Raw genomic sequence first — 9,135 nt, 5'->3', positions numbered from 1 at the left:
TTACTCATCAGCAATGCTTGCCGGTGGCCAGTTTTCCAGGCGCATGCCCAGAGACAAGCCACGGGAAGCCAGCACGTCTTTAATCTCAGTAAGAGATTTTTTACCCAGGTTAGGCGTTTTGAGTAGCTCAACCTCGGTACGCTGTACCAGATCACCGATGTAGTGGATAGCTTCTGCCTTAAGGCAGTTAGCAGAGCGGACAGTCAATTCCAGATCGTCAACAGGGCGCAGCAGGATCGGATCGAATTCTGGTTTCTCTTCTTTAACTTCAGGCTGACGAACATCACGTAAGTCAACAAAAGCTTCAAGTTGTTCAGCCAGAATGGTAGCCGCACGGCGGATCGCCTCTTCAGGATCGATCGTACCATTGGTTTCCATTTCGATGACCAGCTTATCCAAGTCAGTACGCTGTTCTACACGAGCCGCTTCAACATTGTAGGCAATACGCTCTACAGGGCTGTAGCAAGCATCAACTAACAGGCGACCAATCGGGCGCTCATCTTCTTCCGTATGAATACGGGCAGACGCCGGCACATAACCACGACCACGCTGAACCTTAATACGCATACTAATGGATGCGTTCTCATCGGTCAGATGGCAGATCAAATGCTGTGGCTTGACGATTTCGACATCACCATCATGAATGATGTCGGCTGCAGTCACAGGGCCAATGCCAGATTTATTCAGGGTAAGAATAACTTCATCTTTTCCTTGAACTCTCACCGCCAGCCCTTTCAGGTTGAGCAGGATTTCCAGGATATCTTCCTGTACGCCTTCTTTGGTGCTGTACTCATGCAGTACACCATCAATCTCAACCTCGGTCACCGCGCAACCTGGCATGGATGAAAGCAGAATACGGCGCAGTGCGTTGCCAAGAGTATGGCCGAAGCCCCGCTCTAACGGCTCAAGGGTCACCTTGGCGTGCGTCGAACTCACTTGCTCGATATCAACCAGGCGCGGTTTTAGAAACTCTGTCACAGAACCCTGCATTGTGTCCTCTCTTTGGTACTAAGCTTTACTTGGAGTAAAGCTCGACGATCAGGTGTTCATTAATGTCCGCAGACAGATCGGTACGTTCAGGAATACGTTTGAACACACCTTCCATCTTGGCAGCATCAACTTCCAGCCAAGTTGGCTTTTCACGCTGTTCAGCCAGCTCCAGAGCGGCTTTCACACGAGATTGCTTTTTCGCTTTCTCACGGATGCTGACTACGTCATTCGGGGAGACCTGATAAGAAGCGATGCTAACAACGCGACCGTTTACCATAATAGCTTTATGGCTAACCAACTGACGCGCTTCTGCACGAGTGGCACCAAAACCCATACGATAAACAACGTTATCCAGACGCCCTTCCAGTAATTGCAACAGGTTCGCACCAGTGTTGCCTTTCAGACGCGCTGCTTCTTTGTAATAGTTACGGAACTGGCGTTCCAGAACACCGTAGATACGGCGAACTTTTTGCTTTTCACGTAACTGTACACCATAGTCAGACAGACGCGGTTTACGCGCACCGTGCTGACCAGGAGCTTGTTCAATTTTACACTTGGAATCGATCGCACGAACACCAGACTTCAGGAACAGGTCGGTGCCTTCACGACGGCTCAGCTTGAGCTTAGGACCCAAATATCTTGCCATTTTCTTTCTCCAACAATCCTAAAAGCGGCGTTATACGCGGCGCTTTTTCGGCGGACGACAACCGTTATGAGGGATCGGAGTCACATCAGTAATATTAGTGATGCGGAAACCAGCCGCGTTCAATGCGCGGATAGTAGACTCACGGCCCGGACCAGGTCCTTTAACCATAACTTCCAGGTTCTTAATACCGTACTCTTTCACTGCTTCAGCACAGCGCTCTGCTGCAACCTGAGCGGCGAACGGAGTGGATTTACGTGAACCACGGAAACCGGAACCACCGGCAGTTGCCCAACCCAACGCATTACCCTGACGATCGGTAATAGTTACGATGGTGTTGTTGAAAGAAGCATGGACATGAGCCACACCGTCAGAGACTTGCTTTCTTACACGCTTACGTGCACGAATAGGTGCCTTTGCCATTATTCAATCACCCCGATTATTTCTTGATCGGTTTGCGCGGACCCTTACGGGTACGGGCGTTGGTCTTGGTACGCTGACCGCGAACCGGCAGACCACGACGATGACGCAAACCACGATAAGTACCAAGATCCATAAGACGCTTGATGCTCAGGGTAACTTCACGACGCAGGTCACCTTCGACAACAAACTTGGCAACTTCGTCACGCAGCTTATCGATTTGCTCTTCAGACAGCTCACTGATCTTAACATTTTCGGCAATTCCTGTTGCAGCGCAAATGGCCTGCGAACGAGTCTTACCGATACCATAGATCGCCGTTAATGCGATAACGGTATGTTTATGATCAGGAATGTTAATGCCTGCTATACGGGCCACTATGCACTCCTACAATTTTATACAGCAATACCATTCTGAAAAGCCCGTTTTCAGGATACTCAAATAGTATTGCAGTGACATACAAAAGATTGGCTGGCTAATCTAGCCAGCTCAACCCAACTTTGCAAGAAAAATATACGAGATAATCAGCCTTGACGCTGTTTATGCTTCGGTTCGGCACTGCAGATCACACGAACGACACCGTTGCGCTTAACAATCTTACAGTTACGACATAATTTCTTGACGGAAGCACGAACTTTCATTTTTACTCTCCGTAACTTCTCAAGCTCACCTAATTAACGGTTATAGCCTTTCAGGTTTGCTTTCTTCAATGCAGACTCATACTGACTTGACATCATCAGAGTTTGCACTTGAGCCATAAAGTCCATGATGACCACAACAACAATCAATAATGACGTACCGCCAAAATAGAAAGGTACTTTCATTGCATCACGCATGAACTCCGGGATCAGGCAGATAAAAGTAATATACATCGCTCCAACTAAAGTCAGCCGAGTCATTACTTTATCGATATATTTCGCCGTTTGCTCTCCCGGACGAATTCCTGGCACGAATGCACCGGACTTCTTCAGGTTATCTGCTGTTTCACGCGGGTTAAACACCAACGCCGTGTAGAAGAAACAGAAGAAGATGATTGCAGTCGCATAGAGTAACACATAAAGCGGTTGTCCAGGCTGCAAATACATCGAAATTGTTGTCAGCCAGTTCCAACCAGTGCCGCCCCCAAACCAAGATGCGATCGTAGCAGGGAACAGAATAATACTGGAAGCAAAGATAGCAGGGATAACACCGGCCATATTCACTTTCAGTGGTAAGTGCGTACTCTGTGCTGCATAAACACGACGTCCTTGCTGACGCTTCGCATAGTTAACGACGATACGACGCTGACCACGCTCAATGAAAACAACGAAGAAGGTTACTGCAAACACTAAAACTGCAACCAACAGCAACAGGAGGAAGTGCAGATCGCCTTGCCGAGCTTGCTCGATGGTATGACCAATGGCCGACGGTAACCCCGCCACAATACCAGCGAAGATTATGATCGAGATACCGTTGCCAATACCACGTTCCGTAATCTGTTCACCCAGCCACATCAGGAACATCGTCCCGGTAACCAGGCTCACAACAGCGGTAAAGTAGAATGCAAAACCGGGATTCAATACCAAGCCTTGCATTCCGGGCATATTCGGCAGACCAGTAGCAATACCGATCGACTGAAATATAGCCAATACCAGAGTGCCGTAACGCGTATACTGGCTTATCTTACGACGGCCAGCCTCGCCTTCTTTCTTTATTTCTGCTAACGCAGGATGAACCACCGTTAACAGTTGGATAATAATCGACGCCGAAATATACGGCATAATACCCAAAGCAAAGATAGAAGCACGGCTCAGAGCACCACCAGAGAACATGTTGAACATTTCAATGATGGTACCCCTCTGTTGCTCGAGCAATTTGGCAAGCACAGTGGCATCAATACCAGGAATTGGGATAAAAGAGCCAATACGGAAAACAATTAGCGCACCGATAACAAACAATAGTCTGCGCTTCAGTTCGCCAACTCCGCCTTTAGCACTTTGAAAATCTAATCCTGGTTGTTTGGCCATCTGCTACTTATTCCTCAATTTTACCGCCAGCAGTTTCGATAGCAGCACGAGCACCTTTAGTGACACGCAGACCACGAATCGTTACCGGACGAGCAACTTCGCCAGACAGAATCACTTTCGCGAATTCGATCTGAATGCCAATAACATTAGCGGCTTTCAGCGTATTCAGGTCAACAATATCGCCTTCTACTTTAGCCAGATCAGACAGACGAACTTCTGCCGTAATCGCAGCTTTGCGAGAAGTAAAACCGAATTTCGGCAGACGACGATATAAAGGCATCTGACCACCTTCAAAACCGCGACGTACGCCACCGCCAGAACGAGACTTCTGACCTTTGTGACCACGACCACTGGTTTTGCCCAGGCCAGAACCAATACCACGACCTAAACGCTTCGGTGCGTGTTTAGCACCTTCGGCCGGAGACAGAGTATTCAAGCGCATCTGTTACTCCTCCACTTTAACCATATAGGAAACCGCGTTGACCATACCACGAACAGCAGGAGTATCCTCACGCTCTACGGTGTGACCAATACGACGCAGACCCAGGCCAAGCAGCGTTGCCTTGTGTTTCGGCAGACGACCGATTGCACTACGGGTTTGAGTTATTTTAATAGTCTTTGCCATGGTTAATTACCCCAGAATTTCTTCAACGGATTTACCACGCTTGGCAGCGACCATTTCCGGGGACTTCATATTCGCCAGACCATCAATCGTTGCACGAACCACGTTAATCGGGTTAGTGGAACCATAGGCCTTAGCCAATACGTTATGAACCCCTGCGACTTCCAGAACGGCGCGCATTGCACCACCGGCAATAATACCGGTACCTTCGGAAGCCGGCTGCATGAACACACGAGAACCCGTGTGAGCACCTTTAACCGGGTGCTGCAGAGTGCCGTTGTTCAGCGCGACATTCATCATATTGCGACGGGCTTTTTCCATCGCTTTCTGGATCGCTGCCGGAACTTCGCGTGCTTTACCGTAACCAAAACCAACGCGGCCATTACCATCACCCACTACAGTCAGCGCGGTGAAGCTAAAAATACGACCACCTTTAACGGTTTTAGATACGCGATTTACCGCGATCAGCTTTTCCTGCAGTTCGCCAGCTTGTTTCTCGATGTGAGCCATCTTACACCTCTACCTTAGAACTGAAGGCCAGCTTCACGGGCAGCATCTGCCAGTGCCTGGACTCGGCCGTGATATTGGAAACCGGAACGGTCAAAGGATACATCTTTAATACCTTTTTCCAGTGCGCGTTCAGCAATAGCTTTACCTACTGCGGTAGCTGCATCTTTATTACCGGTATACTTCAGTTGCTCAGCGATAGCTTTTTCTACAGTAGAAGCGGCTACCAGGACTTCAGAACCGTTCGGTGCGATGACCTGCGCATAAATATGGCGCGGGGTACGATGTACCACCAGACGCGTCGCACCCAGTTCCTGGAGCTTACGGCGTGCGCGGGTCGCACGACGGATACGAGCTGCTTTCTTATCCATAGTGTTACCTTACTTCTTCTTAGCCTCTTTGATACGCACGACTTCGTCGGCGTAACGGACACCCTTGCCTTTATAAGGCTCAGGACGACGGTAGGCGCGTAATTCCGCAGCGACCTGACCAATAACCTGCTTATCAGCACCTTTCAGTACGATTTCAGTCTGGCTAGGGCATTCTGCAGTAATACCTGCCGGCAGCGCATGATCAACCGGATGAGAAAACCCAAGAGACAGGTTTACTACATTGCCTTTAACGGCAGCACGGTAACCAACACCAACCAGTTGCAGCTTCTTAGTGAAGCCTTCGGTAACACCGATAACCATTGCGTTCAACAGAGCGCGAGTGGTACCCGCTTGGGCCCATCCGTCAACGAAACCTTCGCGCGGAGCGAAAGTCAGAGCGTTGTCAGCCTGTTTTACTTCAACAGCATCGTGGATCTTACGACTCAGCTCGCCGTTTTTACCCTTAATCGAAACTTCCTGACCGTTGAGTTTTACCTCTACGCCGGCAGGAATGACGACGGGTGCTTTTGCAACACGAGACATTCTTTCCTCCCGATTAAGCTACGTAGCAGATAATCTCGCCACCCAGACCAGCCTGGCGAGCTGCACGATCAGTCATAACACCTTTAGAGGTAGAAACAACCGCGATACCTAAACCGGCCATAACTTTTGGCAGCTCATCTTTTTTCTTATAGATGCGCAGACTTGGACGGCTTATACGCTGGATGCTTTCTACCACTGCCTTGCCCTGAAAATACTTCAACGTAATTTCCAGTTCAGGCTTGGTATCGCCTTCGATTTTATAATCTTCAATATAACCTTCTTCCTTCAGCACGTTGGCAATTGCCACTTTCAGCTTGGAGGAAGGCATGGTGACCGCAACTTTGTTCGCGGCTTGACCGTTACGGATACGGGTCAGCATATCCGCGATCGGATCTTGCATGCTCATCTGTCTTTACTCCCGTGATTCAATTGGTGACAATTACCAGCTAGCCTTTTTCAAGCCAGGTACTTCACCGCGCATGACGGCTTCACGTAGCTTGATACGGCTCAACCCGAATTTGCCCACATAACCATGTGGACGGCCAGTTTGGCGGCAGCGATTACGCTGACGAGACGGGCTGGAATCACGCGGCAGAGTCTGCAGCTTAAGAACCGCATCCCAACGTTCTTCGTCGGATGAGTTCACACCAGAGATGATAGCTTTTAATTCCTCGCGTTTAGCGCGGTATTTATCAGCCAGTTTCACACGAACAACTTCGCGTGCTTTCATGGATTGCTTAGCCATTAGTAACCCTACCTTACTTGCGGAACGGGAAGTTAAAGGCGGCCAACAGCGCACGGCCTTCATCATCGGATTTCGCAGTAGTGGTAATGGTAATATCCAAACCACGAACGCGATCGACCTTGTCATAGTCGATTTCCGGGAAGATGATCTGCTCACGCACACCCATGCTGTAGTTACCACGACCATCGAATGACTTGGCAGACAAGCCACGGAAGTCACGGATACGCGGTACAGCAATGGAAATCAGTCGCTCAAGGAACTCCCACATGCGTTCGCCACGCAGAGTTACTTTACAGCCGATCGGATAGCCCTGGCGGATTTTGAAGCCTGCAACAGATTTGCGTGCTTTGGTGATCAACGGCTTTTGACCGGAGATTGCTGCCAAATCAGCTGCTGCATTATCCAGCAGTTTCTTGTCAGCGATCGCTTCACCAACACCCATATTCAGGGTGATCTTCTCGACCCGAGGGACTTGCATGACAGAATTGTAGTTAAACTCAGTCATGAGTTTTTTAACTACTTCGTCTTTGTAGTAATCATGCAGTTTCGCCATCGTACTACTCCAAATTACTTGATAGTTTCGCTAGTAGATTTAAAGAAACGGACTTTTTTGCCGTCTTCGAATCTAAAGCCTACACGGTCAGCCTTACCAGTTGCCGCATTGAAGAGTGCAACGTTAGAAACCTGAATAGCGGCTTCTTTTTCAACGATGCCACCTGGTTGATTCAGGGCCGGAACCGGCTTCTGATGTTTCTTAACCAGGTTGATACCTTCAACAATGACCTTACTAGCAGACAGGACATTTTTTACTTTACCGCGCTTACCTTTATCTTTACCGGTTAGCACGATAACTTCGTCATCACGACGGATTTTCGCTGCCATGATTCGCTCCTTAAAGTACTTCTGGTGCCAGAGAGATAATTTTCATGAACTTCTCATTACGCAGTTCACGAGTTACCGGCCCAAAAATACGCGTACCGATAGGCTGTTCGCTGTTATTGTTCAAAATAACGCAAGCATTGCCATCGAAGCGAATGACAGAACCGTCCGGGCGACGAACACCCTTCTTGGTGCGCACCACTACCGCCTTCAGCACGTCGCCTTTTTTCACCTTACCGCGAGGAATTGCTTCCTTGATGGTAATTTTGATGATATCGCCGACGCCTGCGTAGCGACGGTGCGAGCCACCTAGAACCTTGATACACATTACGCGACGTGCACCGGAATTATCGGCCACATTCAGCATAGTCTGTTCTTGGATCATTTTAGTGCTCCGCTAATGTCAACTACTACTTAGGACCTTTTCAGGCCATTAAATACCCCATAATTGAGGGCGCAGCATTATAACACCGCTTCCTTGGTATGGGTAGAAAAAATAAACGGCCCTTTGCAGAGCCGTTTATCATATAGAGAAGTGCGTTACTGTATTACAGAATCGCTTTCTCTACAACGCGAACAAGTGTCCAAGACTTGGTTTTGGACAGTGGACGGCATTCGTGGATTTCAACCACGTCACCGATACCACATTCATTGTTCTCGTCATGTACGTGCAATTTGGTCGTACGTTTGATGAATTTACCGTAAAGCGGGTGTTTCACGAAACGTTCGATAGCAACAACGATAGATTTCTCCATTTTGTCGCTAACTACACGGCCTTGCAGAGTACGGATTTTATCGGTCATTACGCACCCGCCTTCTCAGTCAATAAAGTCTTAACACGTGCAACATTACGACGCACTTGTTTCAACAGGTGAGTTTGTTGCAGCTGACCACTTGCCGCCTGCATGCGCAGATTAAATTGCTCGCGCAGCAGTTCGAGCAGCTCGGTGTTCAGCTCATCAACGCTCTTTTCACGCAGCTCTTGTGCTTTCATTACATCACCGTCTTAGTTACAAAGGTGGTTTTGATCGGCAGTTTCGCTGCTGCCAGTTGGAATGCCTCACGGGCTAACTCTTCCGGCACACCGTCCATTTCGTACAGGACTTTACCTGGCTGAATCAAGGCAACCCAATACTCTACGTTACCTTTACCTTTACCCATACGAACTTCAAGCGGTTTCTCGGTGATCGGTTTGTCCGGGAATACACGGATCCAGATCTTACCTTGACGCTTAACAGCACGGGTCATGGCACGACGTGCAGCTTCGATTTGACGAGCAGTCAGGCGACCACGGCCAACAGCTTTCAGACCGAAAGTGCCGAAGCTCACATCCGTACCCTGCGCCAGACCGCGGTTGCGGCCTTTGTGCATCTTACGGAATTTTGTACGCTTTGGTTGTAACATCAGCGAC

19 protein-coding genes are annotated in these 9,135 nt (G+C 48.9%); all 19 read right to left on the bottom strand.

The features are described 5' to 3' along the window. Nucleotides 1–990 (bottom strand): DNA-directed RNA polymerase subunit alpha, encoded by a 990-nt coding sequence (locus ACKPVM_RS08710; RefSeq protein WP_005970247.1) that lies wholly within the window; start codon nt 988–990, stop codon nt 1–3. Nucleotides 991–1,015: 25 nt separating this feature from the next. Next, nucleotides 1,016–1,636 carry a 30S ribosomal protein S4 gene (gene rpsD, locus ACKPVM_RS08705; protein WP_009111218.1) on the bottom strand — a complete coding sequence of 207 codons (621 nt, stop codon included), beginning with the start codon at nt 1,634–1,636 and terminating at the stop codon, nt 1,016–1,018. Nucleotides 1,637–1,666: 30 nt separating this feature from the next. Further along, nucleotides 1,667–2,056 carry a 30S ribosomal protein S11 gene (gene rpsK / locus ACKPVM_RS08700; RefSeq protein WP_002438687.1) on the bottom strand — a complete coding sequence of 130 codons (390 nt, stop codon included), beginning with the start codon at nt 2,054–2,056 and terminating at the stop codon, nt 1,667–1,669. A 16-nt stretch (nt 2,057–2,072) separates the two neighbouring features. Then, complete coding sequence (gene rpsM, locus ACKPVM_RS08695) at nt 2,073–2,429, bottom strand: 30S ribosomal protein S13 (RefSeq protein ID WP_409308632.1); 357 nt, start codon at nt 2,427–2,429, stop codon at nt 2,073–2,075. A gap of 146 nt (nt 2,430–2,575) precedes the next feature. Next, nucleotides 2,576–2,692 (bottom strand): 50S ribosomal protein L36, encoded by a 117-nt coding sequence (rpmJ, locus tag ACKPVM_RS08690; protein WP_002227352.1) that lies wholly within the window; start codon nt 2,690–2,692, stop codon nt 2,576–2,578. A 33-nt stretch (nt 2,693–2,725) separates the two neighbouring features. Continuing rightward, complete coding sequence (gene secY, locus ACKPVM_RS08685; RefSeq protein ID WP_409308631.1) at nt 2,726–4,057, bottom strand: preprotein translocase subunit SecY; 1,332 nt, start codon at nt 4,055–4,057, stop codon at nt 2,726–2,728. A 7-nt stretch (nt 4,058–4,064) separates the two neighbouring features. Next, complete coding sequence (gene rplO, locus ACKPVM_RS08680) at nt 4,065–4,499, bottom strand: 50S ribosomal protein L15 (protein ID WP_409308630.1); 435 nt, start codon at nt 4,497–4,499, stop codon at nt 4,065–4,067. A gap of 3 nt (nt 4,500–4,502) precedes the next feature. Beyond that, nucleotides 4,503–4,682 (bottom strand): 50S ribosomal protein L30, encoded by a 180-nt coding sequence (rpmD, locus tag ACKPVM_RS08675; RefSeq protein ID WP_004846568.1) that lies wholly within the window; start codon nt 4,680–4,682, stop codon nt 4,503–4,505. A 6-nt stretch (nt 4,683–4,688) separates the two neighbouring features. Beyond that, nucleotides 4,689–5,189 (bottom strand): 30S ribosomal protein S5, encoded by a 501-nt coding sequence (gene rpsE, locus ACKPVM_RS08670; RefSeq protein ID WP_005970257.1) that lies wholly within the window; start codon nt 5,187–5,189, stop codon nt 4,689–4,691. A gap of 14 nt (nt 5,190–5,203) precedes the next feature. Then, nucleotides 5,204–5,557: a 50S ribosomal protein L18 gene (rplR, locus tag ACKPVM_RS08665; RefSeq protein WP_121576372.1), complete on the bottom strand. Its 354-nt coding sequence runs from the start codon at nt 5,555–5,557 to the stop codon at nt 5,204–5,206. 9 nt (nt 5,558–5,566) lie between these two features. Further along, nucleotides 5,567–6,100: a 50S ribosomal protein L6 gene (gene rplF / locus ACKPVM_RS08660; RefSeq protein WP_409308629.1), complete on the bottom strand. Its 534-nt coding sequence runs from the start codon at nt 6,098–6,100 to the stop codon at nt 5,567–5,569. A 13-nt stretch (nt 6,101–6,113) separates the two neighbouring features. Next, nucleotides 6,114–6,506, bottom strand: coding sequence for a 30S ribosomal protein S8 (rpsH, locus tag ACKPVM_RS08655; RefSeq protein WP_132459338.1), 393 nt, complete (start codon nt 6,504–6,506; stop codon nt 6,114–6,116). A 33-nt stretch (nt 6,507–6,539) separates the two neighbouring features. Next, entirely contained in the window at nt 6,540–6,845 is a 306-nt protein-coding gene (rpsN, locus tag ACKPVM_RS08650) for a 30S ribosomal protein S14 (protein ID WP_409308628.1), read from the bottom strand. Nucleotides 6,846–6,858: 13 nt separating this feature from the next. Then, nucleotides 6,859–7,398, bottom strand: coding sequence for a 50S ribosomal protein L5 (gene rplE / locus ACKPVM_RS08645; protein ID WP_005970265.1), 540 nt, complete (start codon nt 7,396–7,398; stop codon nt 6,859–6,861). A 14-nt stretch (nt 7,399–7,412) separates the two neighbouring features. Continuing rightward, nucleotides 7,413–7,727: a 50S ribosomal protein L24 gene (rplX, locus tag ACKPVM_RS08640; RefSeq protein ID WP_409308627.1), complete on the bottom strand. Its 315-nt coding sequence runs from the start codon at nt 7,725–7,727 to the stop codon at nt 7,413–7,415. A 10-nt stretch (nt 7,728–7,737) separates the two neighbouring features. Continuing rightward, complete coding sequence (gene rplN / locus ACKPVM_RS08635; RefSeq protein WP_000613954.1) at nt 7,738–8,109, bottom strand: 50S ribosomal protein L14; 372 nt, start codon at nt 8,107–8,109, stop codon at nt 7,738–7,740. A 163-nt stretch (nt 8,110–8,272) separates the two neighbouring features. Continuing rightward, the gene (rpsQ, locus tag ACKPVM_RS08630) at nt 8,273–8,527 is read right to left on the bottom strand and encodes a 30S ribosomal protein S17 (RefSeq protein WP_005970270.1); all 255 of its coding nucleotides are present in this window, start codon (nt 8,525–8,527) and stop codon (nt 8,273–8,275) included. After that, nucleotides 8,527–8,718 carry a 50S ribosomal protein L29 gene (gene rpmC, locus ACKPVM_RS08625; RefSeq protein WP_409308623.1) on the bottom strand — a complete coding sequence of 64 codons (192 nt, stop codon included), beginning with the start codon at nt 8,716–8,718 and terminating at the stop codon, nt 8,527–8,529. Before rpmC ends, rpsQ begins: the two co-directional genes overlap by 1 nt. Continuing rightward, entirely contained in the window at nt 8,718–9,128 is a 411-nt protein-coding gene (gene rplP, locus ACKPVM_RS08620) for a 50S ribosomal protein L16 (protein WP_409308621.1), read from the bottom strand. The genes rpmC and rplP overlap by 1 nt, the downstream gene beginning before the upstream one ends. Nucleotides 9,129–9,135: the final 7 nt, after the last annotated feature.

The organism is Pectobacterium hainanensis (genome assembly GCF_046237015.1).
Lineage (GTDB): Bacteria > Pseudomonadota > Gammaproteobacteria > Enterobacterales > Enterobacteriaceae > JBJYIN01.
This window is presented reverse-complemented; position numbering and strand designations above follow the sequence as displayed.

Excerpts from the sequence above, each read along its gene's own strand:
- ACKPVM_RS08710 (WP_005970247.1), bottom strand. The coding sequence starts at position 990 with ATGCAGGGTTCTGTGACAGAGTTTCTAAAACCGCGCCTGGTTGATATC.
- rpsD (WP_009111218.1), bottom strand. The coding sequence starts at position 1,636 with ATGGCAAGATATTTGGGTCCTAAGCTCAAGCTGAGCCGTCGTGAAGGC.
- rpsK (WP_002438687.1), bottom strand. The coding sequence starts at position 2,056 with ATGGCAAAGGCACCTATTCGTGCACGTAAGCGTGTAAGAAAGCAAGTC.
- rpmJ (WP_002227352.1), bottom strand. The coding sequence starts at position 2,692 with ATGAAAGTTCGTGCTTCCGTCAAGAAATTATGTCGTAACTGTAAGATT.
- secY (WP_409308631.1), bottom strand. The coding sequence starts at position 4,057 with ATGGCCAAACAACCAGGATTAGATTTTCAAAGTGCTAAAGGCGGAGTT.
- rplO (WP_409308630.1), bottom strand. The coding sequence starts at position 4,499 with ATGCGCTTGAATACTCTGTCTCCGGCCGAAGGTGCTAAACACGCACCG.
- rpmD (WP_004846568.1), bottom strand. The coding sequence starts at position 4,682 with ATGGCAAAGACTATTAAAATAACTCAAACCCGTAGTGCAATCGGTCGT.
- rpsE (WP_005970257.1), bottom strand. The coding sequence starts at position 5,189 with ATGGCTCACATCGAGAAACAAGCTGGCGAACTGCAGGAAAAGCTGATC.
- rplR (WP_121576372.1), bottom strand. The coding sequence starts at position 5,557 with ATGGATAAGAAAGCAGCTCGTATCCGTCGTGCGACCCGCGCACGCCGT.
- rplF (WP_409308629.1), bottom strand. The coding sequence starts at position 6,100 with ATGTCTCGTGTTGCAAAAGCACCCGTCGTCATTCCTGCCGGCGTAGAG.
- rpsH (WP_132459338.1), bottom strand. The coding sequence starts at position 6,506 with ATGAGCATGCAAGATCCGATCGCGGATATGCTGACCCGTATCCGTAAC.
- rpsN (WP_409308628.1), bottom strand. The coding sequence starts at position 6,845 with ATGGCTAAGCAATCCATGAAAGCACGCGAAGTTGTTCGTGTGAAACTG.
- rplE (WP_005970265.1), bottom strand. The coding sequence starts at position 7,398 with ATGGCGAAACTGCATGATTACTACAAAGACGAAGTAGTTAAAAAACTC.
- rplX (WP_409308627.1), bottom strand. The coding sequence starts at position 7,727 with ATGGCAGCGAAAATCCGTCGTGATGACGAAGTTATCGTGCTAACCGGT.
- rplN (WP_000613954.1), bottom strand. The coding sequence starts at position 8,109 with ATGATCCAAGAACAGACTATGCTGAATGTGGCCGATAATTCCGGTGCA.
- rpsQ (WP_005970270.1), bottom strand. The coding sequence starts at position 8,527 with ATGACCGATAAAATCCGTACTCTGCAAGGCCGTGTAGTTAGCGACAAA.
- rpmC (WP_409308623.1), bottom strand. The coding sequence starts at position 8,718 with ATGAAAGCACAAGAGCTGCGTGAAAAGAGCGTTGATGAGCTGAACACC.
- rplP (WP_409308621.1), bottom strand. The coding sequence starts at position 9,128 with ATGTTACAACCAAAGCGTACAAAATTCCGTAAGATGCACAAAGGCCGC.